This window comes from Pectinatus haikarae (genome assembly GCF_050916305.1).
Taxonomy (GTDB): domain Bacteria; phylum Bacillota; class Negativicutes; order Selenomonadales; family Selenomonadaceae; genus Pectinatus; species Pectinatus haikarae.
This window is the reverse complement of sequence record NZ_CP116940.1, coordinates 599149-624389: the sequence shown is the minus strand read 5'-3', so window position 1 is coordinate 624389 and position 25241 is coordinate 599149. Positions and strand designations below refer to the sequence as shown.

At 41.3% G+C, this 25241-nt stretch carries 23 protein-coding genes and 1 tRNA gene; 17 read left to right on the top strand and 7 right to left on the bottom strand.

Going from position 1 to position 25241, the window contains the following annotated elements:
- Nucleotides 1–48: 48 nt before the first annotated feature.
- Together NXG61_RS03100 and NXG61_RS03095 are read left to right on the top strand one after the other, a co-directional pair.
- Complete coding sequence (locus NXG61_RS03100) at nucleotides 49–963, top strand: ketopantoate reductase family protein (RefSeq protein WP_307224133.1); 915 nt, start codon at nucleotides 49–51, stop codon at nucleotides 961–963.
- A 94-nt stretch (nucleotides 964–1057) separates the two neighbouring features.
- Nucleotides 1058–1864, top strand: coding sequence for a sulfite exporter TauE/SafE family protein (locus NXG61_RS03095; protein ID WP_307224135.1), 807 nt, complete (start codon nucleotides 1058–1060; stop codon nucleotides 1862–1864).
- A 71-nt stretch (nucleotides 1865–1935) separates the two neighbouring features.
- On the opposite strand, the gene NXG61_RS03090 is transcribed toward NXG61_RS03095, so the two are convergent.
- Nucleotides 1936–2376 carry a Fur family transcriptional regulator gene (locus NXG61_RS03090; RefSeq protein ID WP_196604264.1) on the bottom strand — a complete coding sequence of 147 codons (441 nt, stop codon included), beginning with the start codon at nucleotides 2374–2376 and terminating at the stop codon, nucleotides 1936–1938.
- 316 nt (nucleotides 2377–2692) lie between these two features.
- Between NXG61_RS03090 and NXG61_RS03085 the strand changes: the two genes are divergently transcribed.
- The 3 genes from NXG61_RS03085 to eno all read left to right on the top strand — a co-directional run bounded on the left by NXG61_RS03085 (nucleotide 2693) and on the right by eno (nucleotide 6018).
- Nucleotides 2693–2782, top strand: a tRNA-Ser gene (locus NXG61_RS03085).
- Between the two features lie 421 nt (nucleotides 2783–3203).
- Nucleotides 3204–4370 (top strand): ABC transporter substrate-binding protein, encoded by a 1167-nt coding sequence (locus NXG61_RS03080; protein WP_196604265.1) that lies wholly within the window; start codon nucleotides 3204–3206, stop codon nucleotides 4368–4370.
- 340 nt (nucleotides 4371–4710) lie between these two features.
- Nucleotides 4711–6018, top strand: coding sequence for a phosphopyruvate hydratase (gene eno / locus NXG61_RS03075; protein WP_196604266.1), 1308 nt, complete (start codon nucleotides 4711–4713; stop codon nucleotides 6016–6018).
- A gap of 115 nt (nucleotides 6019–6133) precedes the next feature.
- Here eno and NXG61_RS03070 read toward each other — a convergent pair whose 3' ends face one another.
- Nucleotides 6134–7504 carry an amino acid permease gene (locus NXG61_RS03070; protein ID WP_307224164.1) on the bottom strand — a complete coding sequence of 457 codons (1371 nt, stop codon included), beginning with the start codon at nucleotides 7502–7504 and terminating at the stop codon, nucleotides 6134–6136.
- Nucleotides 7505–7733: 229 nt separating this feature from the next.
- Here NXG61_RS03070 and NXG61_RS03065 point away from each other — a divergent pair, with 229 nt between their 5' ends.
- Nucleotides 7734–8381, top strand: a complete 648-nt coding sequence (locus tag NXG61_RS03065) for a YigZ family protein (RefSeq protein ID WP_307224138.1) — start codon at nucleotides 7734–7736, stop codon at nucleotides 8379–8381.
- Nucleotides 8382–8437: 56 nt separating this feature from the next.
- On the opposite strand, the gene NXG61_RS03060 is transcribed toward NXG61_RS03065, so the two are convergent.
- Complete coding sequence (locus NXG61_RS03060; RefSeq protein ID WP_196604267.1) at nucleotides 8438–8935, bottom strand: flavin reductase family protein; 498 nt, start codon at nucleotides 8933–8935, stop codon at nucleotides 8438–8440.
- 39 nt (nucleotides 8936–8974) lie between these two features.
- Nucleotides 8975–10066, bottom strand: a complete 1092-nt coding sequence (gene serC, locus NXG61_RS03055) for a 3-phosphoserine/phosphohydroxythreonine transaminase (protein WP_307224140.1) — start codon at nucleotides 10064–10066, stop codon at nucleotides 8975–8977.
- Nucleotides 10067–10296: 230 nt separating this feature from the next.
- Between serC and queF the strand changes: the two genes are divergently transcribed.
- Nucleotides 10297–10791: a preQ(1) synthase gene (gene queF, locus NXG61_RS03050; protein ID WP_196604269.1), complete on the top strand. Its 495-nt coding sequence runs from the start codon at nucleotides 10297–10299 to the stop codon at nucleotides 10789–10791.
- An 85-nt stretch (nucleotides 10792–10876) separates the two neighbouring features.
- On the opposite strand, the gene NXG61_RS03045 is transcribed toward queF, so the two are convergent.
- Complete coding sequence (locus NXG61_RS03045; protein WP_307224143.1) at nucleotides 10877–11950, bottom strand: HD-GYP domain-containing protein; 1074 nt, start codon at nucleotides 11948–11950, stop codon at nucleotides 10877–10879.
- A 117-nt stretch (nucleotides 11951–12067) separates the two neighbouring features.
- Here NXG61_RS03045 and NXG61_RS03040 point away from each other — a divergent pair, with 117 nt between their 5' ends.
- Nucleotides 12068–12640 (top strand): cob(I)yrinic acid a,c-diamide adenosyltransferase, encoded by a 573-nt coding sequence (locus NXG61_RS03040; RefSeq protein WP_307224145.1) that lies wholly within the window; start codon nucleotides 12068–12070, stop codon nucleotides 12638–12640.
- Nucleotides 12641–12793: 153 nt separating this feature from the next.
- On the opposite strand, the gene NXG61_RS03035 is transcribed toward NXG61_RS03040, so the two are convergent.
- A complete protein-coding gene (locus NXG61_RS03035) occupies nucleotides 12794–14065 on the bottom strand; it encodes a lipase family protein (protein ID WP_307224147.1) in 1272 nt (423 codons plus the stop codon).
- 352 nt (nucleotides 14066–14417) lie between these two features.
- Between NXG61_RS03035 and NXG61_RS03030 the strand changes: the two genes are divergently transcribed.
- On the top strand, nucleotides 14418–16370 hold the full coding sequence (locus NXG61_RS03030; RefSeq protein WP_307224148.1) for a heavy metal translocating P-type ATPase: 1953 nt from the start codon (nucleotides 14418–14420) through the stop codon (nucleotides 16368–16370).
- 193 nt (nucleotides 16371–16563) lie between these two features.
- On the opposite strand, the gene NXG61_RS03025 is transcribed toward NXG61_RS03030, so the two are convergent.
- Nucleotides 16564–18639 carry a BglG family transcription antiterminator gene (locus NXG61_RS03025; protein WP_307224149.1) on the bottom strand — a complete coding sequence of 692 codons (2076 nt, stop codon included), beginning with the start codon at nucleotides 18637–18639 and terminating at the stop codon, nucleotides 16564–16566.
- Nucleotides 18640–18672: 33 nt separating this feature from the next.
- On the opposite strand from NXG61_RS03025, the gene NXG61_RS03020 reads away from it, so the two are divergent.
- The 8 genes from NXG61_RS03020 (at nucleotide 18673) to NXG61_RS02985 (ending at nucleotide 25237) form a co-directional block, all read left to right on the top strand.
- Nucleotides 18673–19203, top strand: a complete 531-nt coding sequence (locus NXG61_RS03020) for a PTS sugar transporter subunit IIA (RefSeq protein WP_196604274.1) — start codon at nucleotides 18673–18675, stop codon at nucleotides 19201–19203.
- Between the two features lie 33 nt (nucleotides 19204–19236).
- Nucleotides 19237–19533: a PTS sugar transporter subunit IIB gene (locus NXG61_RS03015; RefSeq protein WP_307224151.1), complete on the top strand. Its 297-nt coding sequence runs from the start codon at nucleotides 19237–19239 to the stop codon at nucleotides 19531–19533.
- Nucleotides 19534–19584: 51 nt separating this feature from the next.
- The gene (locus NXG61_RS03010) at nucleotides 19585–20937 is read left to right on the top strand and encodes a PTS ascorbate transporter subunit IIC (protein WP_307224153.1); all 1353 of its coding nucleotides are present in this window, start codon (nucleotides 19585–19587) and stop codon (nucleotides 20935–20937) included.
- Between the two features lie 352 nt (nucleotides 20938–21289).
- Complete coding sequence (locus tag NXG61_RS03005) at nucleotides 21290–22273, top strand: FAD:protein FMN transferase (RefSeq protein WP_196604277.1); 984 nt, start codon at nucleotides 21290–21292, stop codon at nucleotides 22271–22273.
- A gap of 40 nt (nucleotides 22274–22313) precedes the next feature.
- Nucleotides 22314–22898 (top strand): MotA/TolQ/ExbB proton channel family protein, encoded by a 585-nt coding sequence (locus NXG61_RS03000; RefSeq protein WP_196604491.1) that lies wholly within the window; start codon nucleotides 22314–22316, stop codon nucleotides 22896–22898.
- Entirely contained in the window at nucleotides 22888–23298 is a 411-nt protein-coding gene (locus NXG61_RS02995; protein WP_196604278.1) for an ExbD/TolR family protein, read from the top strand. Before NXG61_RS03000 ends, NXG61_RS02995 begins: the two co-directional genes overlap by 11 nt.
- Before the next feature lie 5 nt (nucleotides 23299–23303).
- Nucleotides 23304–23987, top strand: a complete 684-nt coding sequence (locus NXG61_RS02990) for an energy transducer TonB (RefSeq protein ID WP_196604279.1) — start codon at nucleotides 23304–23306, stop codon at nucleotides 23985–23987.
- Between the two features lie 53 nt (nucleotides 23988–24040).
- A complete protein-coding gene (locus NXG61_RS02985) occupies nucleotides 24041–25237 on the top strand; it encodes an FTR1 family iron permease (RefSeq protein WP_196604280.1) in 1197 nt (398 codons plus the stop codon).
- Nucleotides 25238–25241 lie beyond the last annotated feature (4 nt).

Below are 25241 nucleotides of genomic sequence, written 5' to 3'. Positions count from 1 at the left end.
TTATACTGAAAGAAGGCTGAAAAGATTTTATTCGTGGGGGGTAGACTTATGAAGTATGTCATTTTAGGTGCCGGGGGAACAGGTGCCTGTATAGGCGGCTTCTTGGCAGCGGCAGGCAAGGATGTCACATTTATTGCCCGCGGACGTCACTTACAGGCAATGAATGAAAATGGGCTTATTATACATTCCGATAAAAAGGGCGAAATGCATTTAAAAAATATAAAGGCGATGAGTACCGAAGAATATAAGAGCAAGGCGGATGTTGTTTTTGTCAGCGTAAAGGGATATTCACTTGATGAAGTAGTTCCTTTTCTAAAGAAAGCGGCGGACAGGCATACTATCATTATTCCTATATTGAATATTTTCGGTACGGGTAAAGTATTAGCTGAAAAACTGCCTGGAAAAAATGTTTTAGAAGGGTGTATCTATATTGTTGCGTGGGTTTCTGCTCCCGGAGAGATAACACAAAGAAGTGATATTTTCAGAGTGGTCTACGGAACACGCGGGGAAACAGGCTTGCGTGTCCAGCTTGACAAAATCGCAGCCGATTTGCTTACTGCGGGTATCGCTCCTGTTGTTTCGCAAAATATTGCCGAGGATACATATAGAAAGTTTACCTTTGTTTCACCAATGGCCGCTGTAGGAGCTTATTATGATGTTACAGCTGAGGCTATGCAAAATAACGGAGAGTATCGCAGTGAGTTTTCTGCTGCCGTGAGTGAGACACTTGATGTAGGCAGAGCGATGGGGCTTAATCTGGATAGTGCTCTTTTGAATAAGAACTTATCTATTATGGATGCACTTACACCGGAAACAACGGCATCTATGCAAAAAGATTTGAAAAAAGGCGGCAAATCAGAGATCGATGGATTGGTTTTCGAGGTTGTCCGAATGGCTGAACGTTTTGGTGTGGCAGTTCCGTGTTATACTAAAATCGCAAAAAAGTTTGGCTTTCAAAATTGAGTAATAAAGAGTGTGGCTGATATTTATACGGCCACACTTTATTTTCGTTGCCGGAAATTAAAAGAATGCAGTTGACAGGAGGACAGGCAGTTAAGTGGAAGCAGTGCTTTTATTTATTATAGGTATAGGCGTGGGGGCTTTTGGCACTCTTGTCGGTATTGGCGGGGGACTTATAATGGTTCCGCTTTTTGTACTGGTTATGACAGGCAAAGCGGATGCACCACCCAGCTTTTTCAACACGTTTCACACCGTTTCACAGGCAGTGGGAACATCTCTGGTGGGAATATTTTTAAATACACTTTCAGGCACGCTTGCTTATATAAAACAAAAAAAAGTTTATTTTGATGCGGCAATTCCTTTTGCTGCTGCGACTTTGCCGGGAGCGTTTATCGGAAGTTATGTTGATGATTACTTTACAGGCGAGCTTTTCGATATGCTTTTTGGCGTAATGCTAATAATTTTATCTGTGATTATGTATTGGAAATCTTCGGCTGCCAAAGCTAAAGCAGAATACTTTGACAAGGAGAATTTCAAATATTCCAAGAAGCTGGGTATCTTTATAAGCATATTTGTAGGTTTTTTATCCAGTGTGCTGGGAATAGGCGGCGGGGTTATACATGTGCCCTTGATGATATATGTTTTATCTTTTCCTCCGCATGTTGCCACTGCTACATCTCATTTTATATTGGCAATATCTTCTTTTGCTGGATCTATATCGCATATTATGCTCAATCATGTCGTTTGGCAGCCAGCAATAGCTATCGGCGGCGGAACGGCAGTCGGTGCTCAGCTGGGAGCCAGTATATCGCAGAAAACTAAACCACGTATAATAGTCGTTTTGCTTTCTGCGGTCATGTGCATACTCGGGGTGAAATTGATTCTAATGGCCGGAATCAGATGAGACAGCAAAATAAAATAAGCATAAACAGCAAAAGCTGTTTATGCTTATTTTATTTTGCTGCGCAGGAAGACTCAGCCTATTTTGAGATTGGATTTTGCCTGACATTCGGGACAGACTCCGTAAAAATAGAACTGCTGGCCGGAAAGGTCATAAGAGGTGTTTTCAGCTACTGCCTTTATGGCAGGGGAAAAATCAAACTGCATTATGTCCTCCACTTTATTGCAGACCGTGCAGCGAATATGGGGATGCAGTTCTACTACTGCATCATACCGAAGACTGTCTTCGCCGACATTGATAACCTGAATAAGCCCTATCTCTTTTAGAATATCGATAGTTTTGTAAATCGTAGCTAAACTCATTGTCGGATAATATGGCTGCAATTTATTGAAAATCATTTCAGCATTAGGGTGTGCCTTTGTATTGCAGAGTACGTTATATATGGCTAACCGCTGCGGAGTTACTTTGAATCCTTTTTTTCGTAACAACGCCGTTACTTTTTTGGCATCCATCATAATGTTCATGCGTCCTTTCGTAAAAAGATAAAATTAATTGTAAGTAATAGTTATTATTAGTAGACTTATACTATGTTATTATTCTAATAAAAACAAAGCTGTGTGTCAATATTTATAGATAAATTTTTATACTAAATAATAATTATCTACAAGAAAAATATGAAAGAGATTTATTTAATAATAAAAACAATTTTTGGAGAATATAATTCCCTGATATTGCAGGGATATTATTTATGCCATTATAATTGACAAGTTTCAAAAAAAATGATATCCTATATATCGTTGCCAATAGAAAATTGTATTGTTGAGAGCATTTGGAGAGTTGTCCGAGTGGTTGAAGGAGCACGCCTGGAAAGCGTGTGTGCGGGAAACTGTACCGAGGGTTCGAATCCCTCACTCTCCGCCATTGAAATCAAGGCTTCTGGCGTTTTTGTCGGAGGCTTTTTTGTGCGCATTAAATAGTTAAGTGTGTGAAAATGCACTGAATAAAAATATATCCGCTGGCGAAGTGAACAATATACTAATCTTTGAATATGAATGAAAGGTCTAACTGCGTTTATACAACTCATTATGCAGTTTCCTGTATTTATAAGTTGCAGCCTTATTCAATAGCAGATAAATTCAAACTGTTTAGCTATAAGATTAATTTGTAATGCCATTATAGATTTTTATTGCAAAAATTTAATGATAATGATATACTAAGCCTACCGAAATCTAATAAATGTTTTTGTGCGATGAAGCCTGTTAACAAAACAGCAATATTCTGTAGTTATTGCTGTTTTGTTAACAGGCTTTTATTTTCGGAAAATATATTGGGAGTGAAAATTATGTTAAAAAGCAAAATTTTAAAGGCCGCAGCATTATCCGGTGCACTATTCTTTGCGATTTTGGGGACTGGCTGCGGAGCCGGCGGTTCCGATACGATCAAGATTGGCGGAGATCTTGAACTGACAGGAAATAATGCATCTTACGGAACCTCAACAGCCAATGGTGCGCAGCTTGCCTTTGACGAAATAAATACGGCAGGCGGTATTGACGGCAAAAAAATTGAATTCATAAAAGCAGATAATAAATCAGAACCCGCAGAAGCTGCAAATGCTATTACAAAATTGATCTCATCAGACAAGGTATCTGTTATTCTCGGCGCATGCACATCGTCAAATACAATGGCAATCACGCAAATTGCTAATGATAGTAAAATTCCTCTTGTAAGTTCATTTTCCACTAATGCAAAGGTTACCGTAAGCGATGATGGCAAGGTTAATCCTTATGTGTACCGCGTCTGCTTTATTGATCCATTTCAGGGCACTGTAATGGGGAATTTTGCTACAAATACATTGAAAGTAAAAAAAGTTGCCGTGTATATCGACAACAGTTCCGATTACTCTAAGGGGCTTGCACATTTCTTCGAAGAAGGCTTCACTAAAAACGGCGGGCAGATTGTAGCCGAAGAAGCATATTTGCAGAAAGACAGTGATTTTAAAGCAACATTGACAAAAATTGCGGCAACAAATCCTGATATGATTTATGTCCCGGGATATTATGAAGAAGTGGGCAAAATAATAAAGCAGGCACGTGATCTTGGTATAACAGTGCCAATAACCGGCGGAGACGGATGGGACAGCAGCAAGCTGGTTGATATTGCCGGAGCAGATGCTTTGAATAATACTTATTTTACGAATCATTATTCTGTCCAGAATAAAACACCGGAAGCAGATAAATTTATTACGGCGTACAAAGATAAATATAAACAGGATCCTGACGCAGCGGCAGTCCTTGGCTATGATGCAGCAACTATGATCATAGATGCTATAAAACGAGCAGGCAGCGCCGATCCAGAAAAAATAAATACGGCTCTTGCGGCTACTAAAGATTTGCAGCTGGTTTCTGGTAAAATTACAATAGACAAAGATCACAATCCGGTAAAGCAGGCTGTTATAATAGAATTCAAAGATGGTAAACAGACTTTCAAACAGGCTATATCACCGGAATGACGGATTTCCTGAGGTGAATAGTGAGCAATAGGCGCATACATGTGTCAGTGCGTTTATATTCCAAAAAAATAACAGCTTTATGTGGTGATCCTCAGGTTTATGACCTGGGGATTATTTGCAGGGAAAAGCTTTTTAAAAGCAGACACGCTTAAACCAATAAAAGATGTTTCGAGGAACCTTGTATTGATAATGCCTATCATCTGTGCTATATTATATACAATATAGTGATTAAGCTGATTCAGCAATTACGATAATCCATTTTTCATTTGACAGAGAATATAGCTGTTGGATGGCAATAGTGCATATTATGGAATATTATTATAAGGGAGATGTTTGTATAATGGTTTTTGACAAGTTGAAGATTGAAAAAGTAATAGGCAGAGAAATTGTAGATTCTCGGGGCAATCCAACCGTCGAGGCAGAAGTAGTTTTAAAAGGCGGAAGCATAGGCAGAGCAGCATCTCCAAGTGGTGCTTCTACTGGTGAATTTGAAGCATTGGAACTTCGTGATGAAGATAAAAGCCGCTTCCTTGGCAAAGGGGTCACCAAAGCTGTTAATAATGTAAATACCATTATTAATGATGCAGTCAAAGGCTTGGATGCATCGGATGTTTATGCTGTTGATCGAGCTATGTTCAAGGCTGACGGAACTGATGATAAATCAAAACTAGGAGCAAATGCAATTTTGGCTGTTTCTATTGCCAGCGCTAAGGCAGCTGCGGCAGCTTTGGAAATTCCTTTGTATCGTTTTTTTGGCGGGATATATGGCAACAGACTGCCGGTACCGATGATGAACATATTAAACGGCGGTGCCCATGCTACCAACACTGTAGATATACAGGAATTTATGATAATGCCTGTCGGCGCTCCCTCTTTTAAGGAAGGTCTGCGCTGGTGTACAGAAGTATTTCATACATTGCAGAAAATACTGAAGTCTAAAGGGCTTGCAACATCTGTAGGCGATGAAGGCGGTTTCGCACCGAATCTTTCTACAAATGAAGAGGTTTTGGATATTATTCTTGAAGCAGTTAAAAAAGCCGGCTATGAACCCAAAAAAGACTTCATGCTTGCACTTGATCCTGCCGCCAGTGAATGGAAGGGCAGCAAGAAGGGCGAATATCTTTTGCCGAAATCAGGAAAGAAATTTACTAATGATGAGCTGGTTGACTATTGGGCGGGTCTTTGCGAAAAATATCCGATAGTATCATTGGAAGATGGACTCGATGAAGAAGATTGGGACGGATGGCGCAAGCTCACTGAAAGGCTTGGACGGAAAGTTCAGCTGGTAGGTGACGATTTGTTTGTAACCAATACACAGCGTTTAGCTAAAGGTATCCATGGCGGATGTGCAAATTCTATACTGATAAAGCTTAATCAGATCGGATCAGTATCAGAAACACTTGAAGCAATCAAAATGGCGCATAAAGCAGGTTATACGGCTGTAACATCCCACCGTTCGGGTGAAACAGAAGATACCACTATCGCAGATTTGGCAGTGGCACTGAATACATGCCAGATCAAGACAGGAGCACCAAGCCGCAGTGAACGTGTAGCAAAATACAATCAGCTGCTGAGAATCGAAGAAGAGCTGGGGGAAAGTGCAGTTTATCCCGGCATGGCTGCTTTCAATCAATGTCATGAAATCTGAAAAAAATATTATTTGATAGAAAAAGAACTTGAGTTTATGTTTGAGCTGTTTCTTATAAGTCGTACTTTTAGGTCTGACTTATAAGGACAGCTCAATTTTATAGACTCAAGTTTTTTTATTTTTTACGGATTGGCGAAGCGGGTAATCCCGCAAGTTTTTTTGTACGGAATAATTTATACCAAAGCATAGGTACCAGCATCATCGGCAGGCCGGTATATAAAGCTGATCGCAGATCTTCGGTAAAAACCATTACCAGAAGGCAGAGAACCTGAATGAAGATGCCAAAAAGCGTAATATAAGGGAAAAAAGGTGTTTTGTATTTCAGCGTATGAACGAGATTTGCTTTTATTAATTTTCTGCGAAAATTGTATTGACTCCAACAGATCGATATCCAGGCCATTGCACCGGTAAAACCTGACACAGCAAGCAGATATGTATAAGCGAGAGAACTCGTATCATAAGTATAAAGAAAAATAATCAGCCAGCAGCCGATAATCGATACAAAAATTGAGTTTTGCGGCATTCCCTGCGCATTCAGACGACCGAGCCATTTTGGTGCCATGTTAAGCCGGGCAAGAGCTTGGAGAGCCCGGCCGCTGCCGTAGAGTCCGGAATTTGAACAGGAGATGGCTGCCGTTAAAACGACAAAAGCAAAACCGGAAGCCAATTGATCGAGACCATATTCCTGAAGCGCGGCTGCAAAGGGGCTTTCTGAAAGTCCTGCGTGATTCCAGGGGAAGATAGAGATGAGCAGAAAGACGGGGATAATGTAAAGGGCAATGATCCGCCAGCTCACATTTCTGACTGCAATAGGAATACTTTTTTCAGGATCTTTGCATTCCCCTGCGGCCAGACCTATTATTTCAGAGCCCTGAAAATTGACTAAAATGATGACCATTGTTATGAAAATAGACCAATAGCCATTGGGCGCGAATCCGCCGTTATTCAATAAAATATCAGTTCCTATATAGTGGCTGCCGATAAGACCTATGCAGATCGCAAAAGCAGTGCCGCTGAAAATGATAAGTGCCGCGATTTTTATCAGAGAGAGCCAAAATTCGCTTTCACCGAATTTGCCTACACTGAGGACGTTTATTAATGTTATTATGAAACCAAAAATTATTGCCCAGCCAACCTGTCCTATTTGCGGCATGAAGTTATGCATGATTATTCCGGCAGCAATCATTTCAGACGGAACATAGGCAATCCAGTTCATCCAGTATGCCCAGCCTACGCCGCAGGCCCATACAGGCGAGATATATTCGTTGGTGTAGTTGACAAACGATCCGGATACCGGCTTGGCAACAGCCAGCTCCGCCAGGCAGAGCATGACGCAAAAAACGATGAGACCGCCCAGTAAATATGCCAAAATAGCAGCAGGACCGGCTTTTTCAAGAATATATCCTGTACCAAGAAAATAACCGCTGCCGATGATACCACCAAGAGATATCAATTGCAAATGTCTGTTTTTCAGGCTGCGATGCATACTATGAAGTTTTTCCACTATTAATAACACGACCATTCTTATTTAAATTAAAAGTGACCTAATATATTATCGGGCACAATTGAGATAATACTACAAAAAAACATAATTAGCTATAAAAAACAAAAAAATAAATATGTTATACATAAATGAAAAAATTGGCTATAATATATACAGCTTTTAGAGGTCATCAGCCGTTGCGGATATGAGGCGAAAGGGTAATGCGGAAAGTATGGAAAATCAAATGCTGGAAAGATATAAAACATTAAAAAATACTGCGACAGTCGAATATATAATAAACAAATCCCGCTTTATAGTGAATGCAAAAAGAACGGAAAATGAGCAGGCTGCTGCGGCATTTATTATTTCAATAAAAAAGAAGTACTGGGATGCAACGCATAATTGTTCGGCCTACATAATAGGCAGTAAAGCTGATCAAAAAAAAGCAGATGATGACGGAGAGCCGTCGGGAACAGCCGGACATCCTATGCTTGATGTTTTAGAAAAGAAAAAAATTTCAGATCTGACTGTAGTGGTCAGCAGATATTTCGGAGGTATAAAACTGGGAGCGGGGGGATTGATACGTGCATATGGACATGGTGTTTCATCTGTCTTGGCGGCTGCCATAATTGTAGAAAGAACACCGTTTGAAAAAGTGGAACTCGAATTTGCTTATACTTTTATGGGGCGCCTGGAAAATTGTTTGCATAAAACTGATATATGTGTTTTGCAAAAGGATTACGCTGATGCAGTAAAATTTACAGTATTGATAGGTATTGAAGAAAGCAAGCAAATCTTGGATACCATAAACGATCTTACGGCGGGCAGCTGTATTATAAATAACTTAGGCTATGTCTACTATGATGTTCAGCTCTCTTGAAATCGGCAAAAAATAAAGCCACCCTCGAAAGGGTGGTCTCAGAACGGAACACTATTTTAATCTTCGTAGGCAGCGAGGATCTCCCCAAAATAAAGAGTATGCCAATCGTTGTCGCTGTACCATTTGTCTGCTGCATCAGCAGATAAGTTTTTAGGAAGCATATTTTGCTGGTAAATTATTTTGCATTCAAGGTGTAATCCCGCACCGGCTATTACAGGTGTGTCGATTTTCTGACCTTTTTGTGCAGTGAGCGAGGCAGCGGTAAATTTATCTGTGTCACGGCCGGATTTTGTACCGCAGATACCTAATGCCGCATGCATATCATGTGTAGGAACACTTACCGCAAATTCATGGCTTTTTTCAATTATGGACCATGTGAACCGCGATTTTCTTACCATTGTCATAAAAATGGGCTTGCCCCAAATAAAACCGATACTACCCCAGGCAATAGTCATCGTATTTACTGTATCAGCCGATTTGGTCGTAAGAAAAGCGCCTTTTTTTAAAACCTCCACAATCTGGTCGGAAACGGCTAATGGATCGATTAGTTTCATATAGAAAGCCTCCTTAAAAAACACATTAGCAATGAAAAATTATTTATTGGCAGTTTGGAATTGTTCCATAAAATCAGTCAGGCATTTTACTCCGTCGTAAGACATTGCATTGTATATGGAAGCACGCAGACCACCAACAGAACGATGTCCCTTTATACCGCAAAGCTTATTATCTTTTGCTTCGGCGATGAATTTTGCTTCAAGTTCTTCTGTGGGCAGGCGGAAAGTGACGTTCATGAACGAACGACTGTCTTTTTCGGCATGGCCTTTATAAAAGCCGCTACTGCTGTCGATGACATCATATAATAAGGAGGCTTTTTTTGCGTTCCGTTCAGCTATGGCAGTGAGTCCTCCCTGTCTTTTAAGCCATGAAGCCACTTTGCCGACCATATAAATGCAGAAAGCAGGAGGGGTGTTGTACAGTGAATTTTTTTGGCTGTATGTATTGTAGCGCAGCATAGTAGGAATGTTCTCAGGGCTGTTTTCTATAAAAGATTTTTTAGCAACAACAATGGTTACTCCGGCAGGTCCGAGGTTTTTTTGAACACCGGCATAAATAAGAGAAAATTTGCTGAAATCAAGAGGACGTGAGAGCATATCGGAAGACATATCAGCTACCAGAGGTATACCGTTTGTTTCGGGAATATAATGATATTCTGTGCCGTAGATGGTATTATTATAGCAGACGTGAAGATATGAGGCATCAGCACTTATTTTAAGCTCATTCTGTTTGGGAATATTGCGGAAATCGTTATCCTTGCTGGAAGCTGCAACAGTGCCAACGCCCTGAATTTCAGCCTCTTTATAGGCTTTGCTTGCAAAGCTGCCGGATAATACATAATTCCCTTTTTTATCGGCGGCGGCAAAATTCATTGGTACCATGGCGAACTGCATGCTGGCACCGCCTTGGATAAATAATACATCATAATCAGAACCTAAGCCCATCAGTTCTTTAATATCTTCTTTTGCCTGATTGTGGACGGCATCATATTCTTTGGCACGATGGCTGATTTCCATAATGGACATGCCGCTGCCGCTGAAATTGAGCAGTTCTTCCTGTGCCTGTTTTAAAACTTCCAAAGGAAGTGTGGCCGGTCCGGGATTAAAATTATATACACGATTTGCTTCCACTGTAAAACCTCCAAAAATAATTACAGATTGCGCTCTGAGAAAACTAAAAGTTGAAATTCGCGCATTATCATTACATAATTTTACGCTAAATATATCACATCGTCAAGGGAATGAACGGCTGCATCTGCAGCTTTGATCCGGCAAATAAAAATATCCTTGCAGAAGGAAGACAGTCGCATTTTGCCGGGAAAAATATTATAATATAAAATAATTGTAGGGGGGATTATACAGTGAGAAGTAAAAAAGAGACGGAAAGTATAACACTGCTTGGGCAAAAGGACGTAAAGTATAATTACGGCTACAGTCCAGAGATTTTGGAAACATTTGAAAATAAACATCCAAACAGGGACTACTGGGTCAAATTCAACTGTCCTGAGTTCACGAGCCTGTGTCCTATAACCGGGCAGCCGGATTTTGCCACAATATATATATCTTATATTCCGGACAGGATAATGGTCGAAAGCAAGTCGCTGAAGCTTTATCTTGTCAGCTTCAGAAATCACGGTGATTTTCATGAAGATGTAGTCAATATAATAATGGATGATCTGATAAATTTAATGCAGCCGCGGTATATTGAGATCTGGGGCAAATTTCTGCCGCGCGGCGGTATATCGATCGATCCCTATGTCAATTATGGGCGCCCGGCCTCAAAATATGAGGAGATAGCACAGCAGCGTTTTATTCAGCATGATATGAATGGCATGGATAAGATCGATAATAGATAAAAAGTGCGTTTGCCAAAAAGGGCAAACGCACTTCACAGTGATGATATTTGTTTCGGAAAGGCAGGCATCTGTGGATAAAGGCGGATTATTTGGGATTATATTCTATAATGTTGATATTATTATGAAGCCGTTCCTCATTGAGATCCAGCACAGTGTCATCGTTTATTCTTATGATGGGAAGAGTTGAGTAGCCGGCAGGATAATAAACGATCTGACCGCGTCTGCCATCGCTGAGGCCTACTACAGAACCCAGAAAAGAGTTTTGGATATTAGTGATAAAGGGAATGCAGATCTGGACATCCAGAGCGGTAAACATGCTCTTGCCAATCATTTCAACAGCATCAAATGGTGTATGTTTGACTTCACCCTCATGCTCGGTGGTGATGTTGTCATAAAAATCGGCGATCATAATAATGCGTGCATATTCGTCTATATCGTTACCGCTCACGCCGAAAGGCTCGCCTGTGCCGTCCATGGCTTCATGGTGCTGCAGTGCCGCCGCACGAACTCCGTCGGAAATGCCGGGGCGGTCGGATAAGATTTTTTGGCCGTTTATTGTATGTTGTATATAAAGTTCGTAATCTTCCGGCTTTAGTGTTTTGGAATTTCTGTTGACAATTCTCTGCGGCATCATGGTTTTGCCGATATCATGCAAAAATCCCGCAAGAATAAGGTCATTTATTTTACTTTCACTGAAGCGGAGCCATTTGCCGATAACTCCGGATAATATGGAAACACGCACTGAATGATGGCAGACGCTATCGCTGATATTACTCAACGTATATAAAAAATCAATGACACCGCTCTCTTTGACTGTTGGCAGAAGTGAATTTTTTACTTTTTCGCCGGTTTTTTCTATGGATGAATTTTCGCCCTTGCCAACACTGGCAAAAAGTTCATTTGCTTCTGAAACGACATCATTGTATTTTTTTACGAAGGCATTTTCTTTATTGAACATGATCTCTACGACTTGATAATTGCCGCTTAGTTCAAAATCATCTTTTATGTATGCAAAAGGCATATTTAAAAATTCCAGTCTGGTTATATGTGCCTGAGTCAGCATGGTACCCGATGATAAGATGACGACCATTTTATCATTGATAATTGTGCGTCCCAGTATCATACCGGGCATCAGCTTGTCAATGCTTAGCTTTTTCACATGTAGACCTCCTTGTTATATGAATATAATGTATATATTCTTTATAGAAATTATAAATCCTACTTTCGGACAGTCAATTCTTCTGCTAATACTAAAAATTAAGATGGGGGTATCTGAATGTTACAAGTATATACAGGAAACGGTAAAGGGAAAACAACAGCGGCCATAGGGCTGTCTATGCGTGCCATAGGAGCAGGTCTGAAGGTCTATTTTGCCCAGTTTATGAAAAGTCTGGCTTATAGTGAACAAAAAATTCTTCAGACCTATGCGCCGGAGCTTATATTAAAGACAAGCGGAAAACCGTATTTTATTGCCGAAGAAGGAATGATAGCTAAGGATAAGCTTGAAGCCTGGGGAGATGATGTTGTCGTGTTTCCCAAGGGAAAACCTCCTGCCGATTATGTGACGATGATCCGGAATGGTGTGGAGGAGGTGAAAAAGGCTGCCGCGGAAAAAAAATACGATGTCGTAGTGCTTGATGAGATCAATGTAGCATTGTTTTTCGGTTTGATAGAAAAGGCTCAGCTGCAGGATCTTCTCGACAATATGCCACCGGATACAGAAGTCATATGTACGGGCAGAAATGCACCGGAATGGCTGCTGGAAAAAGCTGATTTAGTTACTGAAATGAAAATGGTAAAACATTATTACGAAAAAGGTGTTTTGGGAAGAAAGGGAATAGAGGATTGAATTTGCCGGCAGGGATAAAATTTTGTTTATCCGATGACTACCCGCTCTAATACTCCCGCTTCTGCAAGCGGTGAGTAAAGAGCGGCTAAGTCCCTGGATAATTTCGACTACTATTCAGGCGGCGTCAAAACGCCGTCTGAATTAAGTCTCCATTTATAAATTTTCCTGGGAAAGTGATTTTTTCAATTCGGCTTCCAGTGATATGTTATTGTATAAAACTGCCTCAACGGGAGTAAGTTCAACAGTATCCGAGGCTGCTGAAAATGAAGTTATAAGACGCCCGCTTTCAGCGTTGTAAATGGTATAGGCCGTTGATACGTAAAAACTGTTTTTAACGTATTTTTGGCGGGTAATGGTTATATCCGTTTTGACCAGATATTTGATCGCACTGAAAGCGGGGGGAGAAGCTGATGAGTTCTCCCAGACAGTGTTTTTGATATAATGAGAAATGTTATCCTGTAAAACAGAACGAATATAAAAATCAATATTTTCGTTGTCATTATTGAAATCAATATTGAATGTCGGTTTTGCAAAGAATATTTTTCCGGCTGAGGAGGATGCAACCGGTTCTTTCTTATCATAATATTCACGCAGGCATATATCCAGATACAAAAGTATTTTGTGGCGTATTTTATCATCGAAGGAAGGCGGGGCGGCATACTTTATTTCCCGGCCAAATTGTCTGTAATTGGGATTCAGTACTTGGACAAGGTTGCGTACAGGATCGCCGGACAGGACAATTCTGGAAAGATTGATATTTTCGCCGTAAGTTTTGGCAAAGGCTTCATTGCCGACAGCCGGTGCACCAAAAGTGATGACACTTATCCGGCTGGGGTCAAGCCCCATGCTGATAAGCTTTGCTGCGGTGAGAATTGCTGCTGCTCCGCCTAAACTGTGCCCTGTAATATACAGGTGGGCATGCGGGTCATTCCGCAGGATGAAAATAAATTTTTCACCGAGGGAAGGCTTATCATTTTGGGATGTAAAAAAAGCAGCCTGCACATAACGATTAAATCCACTGTGTACCATTGGCAGTTGTTCGTTTGCGATCGAACTGGTGTCATTGCCGGCGAAAGGGACCATGTTGATTTTCATATCACTGGAAACATCCTTTAAGTCATCGGTACCACGCACAGAAAGCAAATAAGAATTTTCTCCTGGGATAAAATCGGTATTGGCTGCGGTGAAAAATTTTGAAGCTCCGTTTACCGGTGATGCTTCCAGAAAATTAAAATCCCACCCGTATGAAGTAAGTACATTGCGCGCCAGGTCACCGTATTTATCGTTATAAGCTGTCATTGACATTAATGCGCAAAGATATTGAGCCTTGGCATCATACTCTGCTGACTGAGCAAAAGCACTGGTAAGGGCAAAGGCGGAAAAGAAATATATATAAATTATTATTTTCAGGAAATTTTTAAGCATAATATCACCTTGGCTGTATTAACAAAAACAAATAATACAAACTTAATTGTTAAGAAAATTTTATCCGATAACTAATCCGCTCTAACACTCCCGCTTGGGCAAGCGGTGAGTAAAGAGCGGCTAAGTCCCTGGATAATTTCGACTACTATTCAGGCGGTGTCAAAACGCCGTCTGAATTAAGTCTCCATTTATTTGCGGCTGCAGTTTTAAGTTATGCAGCCGTTCTCTAAATCATTCTACCATAATTTTACCATTGCTGAAATATTTTTGGTTGTAAGAATTTGGCGGCAGTGCTATAATGTAACATATGAACAAATAATCATATAATGATATTATAACGAGGTGACATGCAATGCCGAACAGAAATAAAAATGCAGAAGAAACCGTATCCTGCGCGGCTGAAGAAACATGTGGCTGTTCATGCTGCCAGCATGAAGATGCGGACAGACAGATAGATACGGGAGTATGGTATAAGAGCAGTGAATTTTATGAGATCTTTATCGGTGCGGTTTTTTTTATTGCGGCACAGATAATTTCGTTCTATATTGCTGCATATCAATTACCTCTGCTGATAATTTCGTATCTTATTCTTGGCAAGGATATACTTTTGAGTGCCGGACGAAATATTTTGAACGGACGGGTGTTTGATGAAAATTTTCTCATGAGTATAGCTACGATCGGTGCTTTCGCCATTGAAGAATATCCGGAAGCGGTCGGCGTAATGCTTTTTTTCAGAGTCGGCGAATTTTTTGAAGAACGTGCTGCGAATAAAAGCCGTAAACAAATAATAGATGCGGTAGACATGCGCCCGGAAACTGTCATGCTCGTTGATGAAAATAATGAGGTAACAACTGCAGCTGCCGATCAGGCTGCCGTTGGCGATATTATTATGGTTCGGCCGGGAGACCGGATACCTCTTGACGGCACCGTGATCGAGGGCGTGAGCCAGATTGATGCTTCACCGCTTACAGGAGAATCCGTGCCCGTAATGGCTGCCGAAGGCGGCACTGTTCTGTCAGGCTGCATAAATAAAACCGGTGTGCTGAAAATAAGGGTAGAGAAGGTACTGGCGGAGTCAATGGTATCAAAAATTTTAGCCGCAGTACAAAGCGCCGCAGCCAACAAGCCGCGCATACAACGCTTTATTTCACGTTTTGCAAGAGTGTATACGCCTATAGTTGTGGTAATAGCGGTATTGATAGCGGTTATTCCTTCTTTAATAACGGGACAATGGCATGATTATATATACATTGCGCTTACCTTTCTGGTCATAAGCTGTCCGTGTGCTTTGGTGCTTAGTGTTCCGCTGGCTTTTTTTTCAGGAATAGGCACAGCGTCACGTCAGGGAATTTTATTTAAAGACGGTGCGGCAATAGAAGCATTGACACAGATCAAGGCCGCCGCTTTAGATAAAACAGGTACAATAACACAAGGAATTTTTGCTGTTCAGGAAATAAAAGCCGGCAATAATTTTACAGAGGATGAAATACTGCAGTTTTGTGCATCGGCAGAAAATGCGTCATCTCATCCTCTGGCGGTAAGTATAGTGCGGCAGGCAAAAGAAAAGATGCTGGATATAAAACCGGCGGCGGATATAGAAGAAGTTTCCGGCAAAGGGGTCAAGGCATATATTGATAATAAGAAAATAGTATGCGGCAATGCGGCATTTATGCAGGATCATAATATTCAAATAGGAGCTGCGGCAGAAAAAACCGCAGTATATTTAGCCGTTGACAATCAGTATGCAGGCTGTATTGCCCTGGGCGATAAAATAAAGGAAGATGCGGTCGGAGCGATCGCAAAGCTGAAACAGCAGGGAATAAGTGTCGCCATGTTGACAGGAGATTCCGCGGAGGGAGCGGCACCGGCTGCCCGCGAGGCAGGGATAGATATAATTCATGCAAGGCTTCTGCCGCAGGAAAAACTGGATATACTGCAAAAAATACGTTCTGAGAAAGGAAAAGTCCTGTTTGTCGGTGACGGTATAAATGATGCACCTGTTCTTGCCAATGCAGACGTAGGCGCTGCCATGGGATCGGGGGCCGATGCGGCTATAGAGGCAGCCGATGTCGTCTTCATGACATCTCGTGTGGATGCTATTCCGTATGCGTTGAAATTGGCAAAAACAACGCGCTCCATTGCAGTTCAAAATGTTGTTTTTGCTTTGGCGGTAAAATTGATAATAATGATATGCGGTCTTTTGGGATATGCTTCCTTATGGAGTGCTGTTTTTGCGGACACAGGAGTTGCGATAATCTGCGTGTTAAATGCGGTACGTATTCTGTATAGTGATCGTTTTGCTTAGAATCTTGGATAAAAATAAGAGGGCAGGGATTGAAAAAATTCCCTGCCCTCTTATTTTTGGCATGCATTATTTAATTTATCCGATAACTAACCCGCTCTAATACTCCCTGGATAATTTCGACTACTATTCAGGCGGCGTCAAAACACCGTCTGAATTAAGTCTTCATTTATGGGATACTCTGCTGAGCATTACTCTAAAAATAATCCAGCAGGAACGATTCCAATTCAGCCTGTGTTTTTATCTGATACAGCCTGTCACACCAATTATTATCGTTTATATATTGAAGAAGTATCGCAAGAAAATCCAAATGCCTCGTCTGATCGACCGGTGCCAAACATATAATGCATTTTATATGTTTGCCGCTGCTCAGAGAAACGGGATTTTTACATAAAGCGATTGAAACAGAAAGGCTTAAAACACCATCTTCAGGTTTGGCGTGGGCCAGAAGTACACCTTTGCCTAAGAGCATGTAGCTGCCGTTTTTTTCGGTCAGTTCGATGATCCTGTCCACATATTGTTCACGGATAAAATTATGGCGCAATAATGGACGGAAAGCGGTACGGACTGCTTCTTTCCAATTAGGAAGGTTAAAAGGAATGAATGTAATATATTTTAAAAGAGAGCTCGGCTCATCTTTTGATGAGGCAGGGATTTTCCAATGTTCCTGCCGGTTTTTTTGAAAATATTCCTGCAAGCCATTGCATAATCCAGTCGCATCTTCAATTTTTGCGTAATTGGCAATTAAATCCATAAGAGGCTGAATACTTTCCCGTTTATATTCTGAAACAGCAAATCCTAATGCCAATAATTTTTTGTTCAGTAAACTCCATTCATATTTTGTCGGCAACGCAGAAATCTGTAAAACAGGAATGGGTTTTGACGTGTTTTGCTCTAAAAAGGTGGTTGTAATGATCAAGCCAATACTGTGAAAGGACAGACGTAAATATTCTGACATGCGGAATGGACCGGAAAAAAGAAGATGGGGATATTTTTCGCGCAATTGCATTAAAAGGAATTGTGAGGTACCGATCCCGCTGGAGCAGACCACTAAAATCTGTTTACGATCTTCTTTTAACTGATCTGTGCGAATATCACTGCCAAAATATGTGGTGAGCAGAGCAATTTCATCATCAGAGGGCTGCTTTCCCAAATAATCAGTCAGAGGTTGAGCTGCCGCCCGGGAGATAATGAATAGATTCTGATAGGATACTCGTATCTGTTCCAAGAGCGGATTATGGTATCTGAGTCCCGCGGTTATCCGATGACAAACGGAAACCAGATGGACGGCCAGCGAATCGACCATCATGTGATAATGGATTCCGGGCAGCAGTCCGGAAATCAAGAAAAATTGGTCAGTCATATCTTCTGCGATTTTATGCATTTTTTTATAAAACAGTGTTTTATTATTCACTTTTGAGCATGCATAAATTCTGAGGATCTTAGATAAATATACATATTCCGTTAAATGATAAAATCCTCTCTTCTGTAAGAAAAATTTTTCCCAGGACAGGCTTCGACTTGCGGGATGAGCAATATCAACGTCCATTTTTTTTAATATTTTCCCTTTGGATAAACGATTGGCATACCAAGTTAAAAAATATTCTAAAATACGGCGGGCATCATCGGTGAAATGATTCCCGGATTCCTGTTCATATTGCCGCAATTCCCGAAAAATATATTTTTCATAGGAAATCTGATAACTTTTTTTTAAAAGCAGCAGGATCATTTCTAAATTTTCCAAAACCCATTTTCTTTGTATTAATTCTGCACCCAGAATAATCCGGCCCTTGGGAGTGGTTTTTATTTGAAGTTCGTTTTCCCTGTTGTAAAAAACCAGAGAACGCAATCGCTTTAGCACGGTATTTCGTGATGAATGAAAAATTCCCATGAGTTCATTAATTGATGTGGTTTCCTGCGTGATGATGATGTAATTGAAAAGAATCAGACTTTCTTTCTGTGTCAGTGCTTTTATATTCAATGACCACTGCTTTGGCAAAACTAAAAGGGCCTGTTGTCTTATATCTGCATCAAGCGGCTGCAAGTATGTTTTGGCTTTCGGGGGAAGAAAATAACCGATGCCCTTGATATTTTCTATAGGAGAAATCTGCTTTATTATTAATTCTTTATTGACATTTTCTAAAATATACATAATGCTTCGTCGTGACAATTGCAGTTTATCCATCAAATTTTCTATGGAAACCGGTGTTTCTGCATGGTGAAGCGCAGCTAATAATTCGTTGCCATGCTTATATTGGGAAAAAATAATCATATATACTGCCTCCGGTAAAAGGGGGTTCATTTTTTGCACATTTACATTTTCATTATTGCACTTGTTCATATTTATGTAAAGCGATATCATAATCGTGTAATAAAAACAAGAAAGGATATGATCCTTGTGGAATTACTTGCAAAAGAACAAATTCAGCGGACTTCGGAAAAAGGCATATCCTGGCAGGATGCCATTACTTTATCGGCAAAGCCCCTGCTTGATAAAAAGATCATTGCCGGGGACTATATTGATGCTGTCATAGCAGTTTGTCAGGAGAAAGGGCCTTATATGAATATTGGCTCGCAGATCGTTCTGGCTCATGCCAGACCGCTGCCAAGCACTAAAGAAGCATGTATTGCCTTGCTGCAGACGGCAGAAGAAATTTTTTTTATGGATGAAAAACATCCGGCAAGGCTATGGTTTTTTCTGGCGACTCCGGATGCCACAAGCCATGTTGCCATTATGCAGAAATTGGCAGCTGTATTGACCGATTCTGATAAAATTCAACGTTTGCTGGCAGCCGAAAGTATCGAAATTCTTGCCAATGTTTTTTCTGGAGAATGATATGGTCATTTACAATTAAAAGGGGGATATGTTATGAAATTTTTATGTATTTGCCAGTCCGGCTTAGGAAGCAGTTTCATGGTCCAAATGAATATTCAGAACGTTTTAAATGCTATGAATGTAAAGGATGAAATTATTGTAGATCATTCTGATGTTGGAAGCACAACACCTGATCTTGCCGATTATTTCTTCATAGAGGAAACTCTTGGCGAAGCTATATCAAATCTTCCTAAAGACCGGGTAGTGCTGCTGAAGAGTCTGATCGATAAAAACGAGATTCAGACTGCAGTATGCAAGATTCTTGATAAAGAAAAAATTTCACATGATTGACAGAGAGTGAAATATTTTCTATAACCCTTTTTATCATTAAGGAGTAATAATATGGATGGTATACAAAATCTATTTATCAGCATCGTTCAGACGCCTGCCTTACTTGTGGGTCTGCTGGCAGTATTAGGTCTGCTGCTGCAAAAAAAGAATGGGACGGCGGTAGTGCAGGGCGGTATAAAAACTTTTGCCGGTTTTCTGATCCTGACAGGAGGTGCGGGAATTCTCTCGAATTCTTTGGATCCGTTTGCCAAAATGTTTCAATTTGCCTTAAATGTCCAAGGCGTTGTTCCAAGCAATGAGGCTGTGGTCGCCATTGCCCTTGTACAATATGGGTCAGTGACGGCATTGATCATGTTTGTCGGAATGATAGTAAATATTCTCTTGTCGAGATTTACAAATTTTAAATATATATTTTTAACGGGTCAGGCTATGCTGTATGTTTCCTGCCTGACGGCAGTTATTCTTGTGTCGGCAGGTATAGGAACGGGAATCAGGACAATCCTGCTGGGCGGTATATTTGAAGGGACTCTTTTGACGATTACTCCAGCGCTGTGTCAGCCATACATGCGTGCTATCACCGGCGGAGATACGGTGGCTATGGGTCATACCGGAAATATAGGCTATGCGGTTTCCGGCTGGTTCGGCGAACATTTTGGCAATAAAGCACATAGTACGGAGGATATAAATGTCCCGAAAAGCTTTTCTTTTTTACGGGATTCCACTGTATCTATCACAATTGTCATGGCCGTCGTTTATCTGATTCTGGCACTTTTGACGGGACAAGCATTTGTAGAATCCCAACTGAGCAATGGTTCCAACTATTTGGTATTTGCCGTGGTGCAGGCAGGCACCTTTGCGGCTGGCTTTGCTGTGGTTTTACAGGGTGTTCGGATGATCTTGGCAGAAATCATCCCTGCGTTTCAGGGAATAGCGATGAGACTTGTGCCCAATTCAAAACCGGCACTTGATGTTCCCATTATTTTTCCGTATGCACCTAACGCGGTTCTGCTTGGTTTTTTGATCAGTTTTATCGTTGGTACACTTTCAATGCTTGCTATGGTAGCAATGCATACGGTTGTCATTATTCCCGGCGTAGTCGGACATTTCTTCTGCGGTGCTGCCGCGGCTATTTATGGTAATGCAAAAGGCGGAAGGCGTGGAGCCGTTATCGGAACGGTTATAAACAGTCTGCTGATCAGCTGGCTGCCGCTATTTATTTTGCCCGTTTTGGGAAATCTGAGTCTGGCAAGTTCTACTTTTGCAGATACAGACTATTTAATTCCGGGAATTTTACTTGGCAATCTCGGTGATCTGGGACAGACTGCTTTGACCGCCGGCATTATCGCCTTTCTTGCATTGGTCATTATAATGAGCCGACTGACGGGAAAAACTTCTGCAGAATAGTGATGCCAGGATATTGCCGGATAAAAAGAAAAATAATCGATTTGCGGTTTTGCCGTAAAATTGATAGATAAAAATATCGCCGACCCATATTGGGCCGGCGATATTTTTATCTGTGACAGAAAATTTATATTATAATTATTTCCAATATTGCTGTTATTTTCAAGATAACAGCAAAAAAATTCAATGCAATTCATTGACAACTGAAAAATAAGTGATATATTATATTGTTATGAGTTGTAATGATAATTACTATCATTATATATAAAAAGAGATGCTGATCAATTTATAATATCGGGAAATTAATCGGGATTATGATTACCTGCTAATCTTCATGAGGAAGGGGGTTAGAGTAATGACTACGGCAGAAACATGCTATGTTGAGTCTAAACACGGCATGGGTACTTTTTTGCGTGTTATGAGCTTTGCCAAAGAAGGTACGTATTCATTCACGCCCATATGGGATATTTTTGGAAACGTAGAATATCTTTGCAGTCGTTTCAGCAGCGACAGCCAGCTTTCTTTGATCAACAGGATGGCCGGTAAAAAAAGTGTACATGTAGATAGGAATCTGGTGAAAATTTTGCGGGCCGCACAGCGAATATCTGCTTTTACTGACGGGATTTTTGATATTACCGCGGGAGCGGTTACCGGTCTGTGGCATAGAGAGTCAGGAAAAATCCGGATACCGGCGGAAACTGAACAGATAAATGCAAGGTCTTTAGTCAACTATCAATGGCTGGATGTCAGCGATAGTGAAGTCTTTTTACAAAAGGCGAATATGAAGCTGGATCTTGGTGGTATTGCTAAGGAATTTGCTCTTCATGCGGCAGCGGCGAAGGCTGAGGAAACAGGCATGGGTGCTGCGATAATAGATGCCGGCGGGGATATATGCACTGTCGGTGCCAAGCCAAACAACAGAGCGTGGCGCATCGGCATTCAGCATCCGCGGCGTGAAAAATCTTTGCTGGCAAGTGTTGTTCTGCAAAATTGGGACACGGTGGAAACTTCCGGCGACTATAAGCGATACATAAAAGATGGTGATAAAGTGTACAGTCATATTTTCTCTGAAGAAGTGAACGATGAAGGCGGAAAATTGATCAGTGCATCTTTGATATACAAAAGGCGGGATGATCTTTTGCCGATAAATGGCACGGCTTTGATTGCCGGCGGTCTCGCCAAGGCAAAATCTTTTTTAAAGATGCTCCCCCGTGTTGAGGCAATATTGGTCACGGATGCGATGCAGGTATTCATGACGGAAGGCTTGAGAGGGTATGTCCATATTCTGCCGTATCAAGCGAGGCATCAAACTTTTATTATTAACAGGAGGGCATGTTGATTTGAGTAGTGTAGAATTTTTTAGCAAGGGCGGTCCGGTAATGTATGCATTGCTGCTCTGTTCCTTGTGTGTGGCAGCAATAGCGATCGACAGGTTTATTTTTTATCGGCGGGCGCAAAAGGGAATAATGGTTTTTTTGCAGTCATTACCGGAAATAACAAAAAAACCATTGGAAGATGCTATGGAAGTATGTGAAAGGGAAACTAACGCCGCGGGGTTCATCGCTGTGTCGGGCTTGAAGGCAGCAGAGGATAATACTGATGTAAAGCTTGCTCTTGATACTGCATATGCTTCTGCTGCTATGCAGCTGCGGGCAAAACTGAATTATCTTTCTATGATAGTTACTTTGTCTCCTCTTTTGGGATTGCTGGGTACGATTGCCGGAATGATCCAGTCCTTTAATATTTTCAGTCTGCAGGCAGGGCAGCCGCTGGCCATTACCGGTGGTATAGGCGAAGCCTTGATCGCCACGGCGACCGGACTGTGTGTCGCTATTTTTGCACTCTTAATACATACGTATTTTGCACAGCAGCTGGATAAGATACTTAATGATTTGGATCGTGCGGCATCGATTGTGTTGTCTTCTGTTTGCAAGGGAAATGAGGGAGCAGTAGATGCGACGTGATTTTCGTGTTATAGAACAGCCGAAAGTAGTGATTATTCCTATGATTGATATAATGCTTTTTCTGCTGGTCTTTTTTATGATAAGCACTATTTATATGGTTCAGCTTAATACGATGACAGTCAATCTGCCGGCTGCTGCCGCAGTGCAAAGAGAGACAAAACCAAATCTGGTATCGATAACTGTAACAGACAAGGGCGATATTATATACGATAAAGAACAAAATCCGGTGGAAGATTTGGCGCAAAAGGTACAGAGTGTATTGGCAGATGATGCCGATACGGTGTTTGTACTTCGAGGTGACAGAAAAGCCTCTTATGAAAGTATCGCTTCGGTGCTTGATACATTAAAACAATCTGGAGCGCGCCATGTATCCATTGCCACTGAAGCCAAAGGGAGGTAATGATCTTGCAGTATCCCACTCATTGGCGCATGGCATTTTTAGTGGCATTTTTGCTTCATCTGGGTATCTGGCTGGCAGGCAGTTTTATATTGCCGCATTTGCAGGCAGAAGCGCTGCCTCCCGAAGATACACAAGCTCTCGAATGGGAGAGCGTAGATGAGGAGAATGATGAACCCGGTCCCATAGAAGATGAAAAACAGCCGGAACCCTCTGTGCATGAAGAACGAAGCCCCGCACCGGCTGCTGTTCCCGAACAGGAAAAGGCAGAGGAACAGGAAGTGACACCCATAGTGGCAGATGAAGATGAACCGGCCACAGCGGAGCTTGTCAAAGAATTAGCTGATGATCCTTCAAAAAGCGATAAGGTAATAATCATTGATAAAAAAGGCAGCGGTGGCGGCAGCCAGTCTGTGCAGATGGGAGAACCGCCGATATTGATCGACAAATTTTATCCGCCTGTTAATATTGTAACATTCAGAGGCCGCGTCAGTGTATTTGCTACTATCGATGTGACCGGGAGGATAATAAGGACGAAAATAGCCGTGACTTCCGGCAGCCCGAGTGTGGATCAGATCGCAATGGATTCCGCACGCCGCTGGACATTTAAACCGGCACTTGATCAAAATGGGGCACCTATGGAATGTACAAAAATTATTTCTATACCGTTTAATATGCCGGCACAAAAATAAATTTTTTTACCATATTGATGATAACAATAATCAATATTGAAAGGAATACTTATATGAAAAAAATTGTTATGCTCTTAGCCATGCTGATAGTTTTTTCCGCTTCTCTGCCGGCACAAGCCGCACCAAAGTGGGAGCAGGTAGGACAGCATATTGAACAGGCTATGGCAGAAGCACTTGATATTTACGACTCGGGTGACAGTGAGGGTGCCAAAAATGCTGTCAATGATATTTATTACGGAATTTATGAAAAAGACGGACTGGAAACAGCTATTCGCAATACTGTATCGGCAAAAAATGCCAATTTGACGGAATATCAGTTCAGTAAGTTGAAAAAACTCATGCTGCAGGGAGCGGATGGTGCACAGGTTAAGGACGCCGCTGATACATTGGTCAAAATGGTCAATGCTGATGTGCAAAGTCTCAAGGGGGCACATTCTTCACAGGGCGGCTGGGCGTCTTTTTGGCCGGCATTCTTGATCCTTCTGCGTGAAGGCATAGAAGCGATTCTGGTTTTGGCGGCCATTATTGCTTATCTTTGCAAATCAGGCAACGAGAAATATTTGAGTTATGTTTATAATTATTCGATAGCAGCTATTATTGCCAGTTTTATAACAGCATATATTTTTAATTCTCTTACCAATGAATTCGGCGCCGGTGCTAATCAGGAAATAGTTGAAGGTATAACTGTTTTGATTGCAGTCGTTGTGCTCTTGTCTGTTAGTTTCTGGATGGGAAACAAAGCCAATGCCAAGGTATGGGAAGCATATATCAAGAATATGGTTAAAACATCCATGTCCACAGGACGCGCTAAAACTTTGGGGATTGCGGCATTTCTGGCAGTATACCGTGAAGGAGCCGAAGTAGTTCTTTTTTATCAGGCCTTGTTCAATAGTGCAGCCGGTGATGTTGAAATGATTTGGCTTGGGTTTGCAGCGGCCTGTGTGGCACTGATCATTATATTTACATTGATTCGCTTGGGTGCTCTGCGAATACCATTGCGTCCTTTTTTTGTAGGGACAAGTATTTTCATGTATTTATTGGCCGTAAGCTTTGCCGGCAGCGGTATAAAAGAATTACAGGAAGGAGGCATTGTCAGCATTACACCTATAGAAGGGATTCCTATGCCTAATATAGATATACTGGGCATATATCCAACCTATGAAACAATAGCGATACAGGTCGTTTTGCTGATTGCTGCAGTTATAGGCATTGTTTATTATAGAAAAAGGGGCTCAGTTCAACCAGTATGATATT

Coding starts and splice junctions, on each gene's coding strand:
- NXG61_RS03100 (WP_307224133.1), top strand. CDS start 49: ATGAAGTATGTCATTTTAGGTGCCGGGGGAACAGGTGCCTGTATAGGC.
- NXG61_RS03090 (WP_196604264.1), bottom strand. CDS start 2,376: ATGATGGATGCCAAAAAAGTAACGGCGTTGTTACGAAAAAAAGGATTC.
- NXG61_RS03080 (WP_196604265.1), top strand. CDS start 3,204: ATGTTAAAAAGCAAAATTTTAAAGGCCGCAGCATTATCCGGTGCACTA.
- eno (WP_196604266.1), top strand. CDS start 4,711: ATGGTTTTTGACAAGTTGAAGATTGAAAAAGTAATAGGCAGAGAAATT.
- NXG61_RS03070 (WP_307224164.1), bottom strand. CDS start 7,504: ATGCATCGCAGCCTGAAAAACAGACATTTGCAATTGATATCTCTTGGT.
- NXG61_RS03065 (WP_307224138.1), top strand. CDS start 7,734: ATGGAAAATCAAATGCTGGAAAGATATAAAACATTAAAAAATACTGCG.
- NXG61_RS03060 (WP_196604267.1), bottom strand. CDS start 8,935: ATGAAACTAATCGATCCATTAGCCGTTTCCGACCAGATTGTGGAGGTT.
- NXG61_RS03040 (WP_307224145.1), top strand. CDS start 12,068: ATGTTACAAGTATATACAGGAAACGGTAAAGGGAAAACAACAGCGGCC.
- NXG61_RS03035 (WP_307224147.1), bottom strand. CDS start 14,065: ATGCTTAAAAATTTCCTGAAAATAATAATTTATATATATTTCTTTTCC.
- NXG61_RS03030 (WP_307224148.1), top strand. CDS start 14,418: ATGCCGAACAGAAATAAAAATGCAGAAGAAACCGTATCCTGCGCGGCT.
- NXG61_RS03025 (WP_307224149.1), bottom strand. CDS start 18,639: ATGATTATTTTTTCCCAATATAAGCATGGCAACGAATTATTAGCTGCG.
- NXG61_RS03015 (WP_307224151.1), top strand. CDS start 19,237: ATGAAATTTTTATGTATTTGCCAGTCCGGCTTAGGAAGCAGTTTCATG.
- NXG61_RS03010 (WP_307224153.1), top strand. CDS start 19,585: ATGGATGGTATACAAAATCTATTTATCAGCATCGTTCAGACGCCTGCC.
- NXG61_RS03005 (WP_196604277.1), top strand. CDS start 21,290: ATGACTACGGCAGAAACATGCTATGTTGAGTCTAAACACGGCATGGGT.
- NXG61_RS03000 (WP_196604491.1), top strand. CDS start 22,314: ATGTATGCATTGCTGCTCTGTTCCTTGTGTGTGGCAGCAATAGCGATC.
- NXG61_RS02995 (WP_196604278.1), top strand. CDS start 22,888: ATGCGACGTGATTTTCGTGTTATAGAACAGCCGAAAGTAGTGATTATT.
- NXG61_RS02985 (WP_196604280.1), top strand. CDS start 24,041: ATGAAAAAAATTGTTATGCTCTTAGCCATGCTGATAGTTTTTTCCGCT.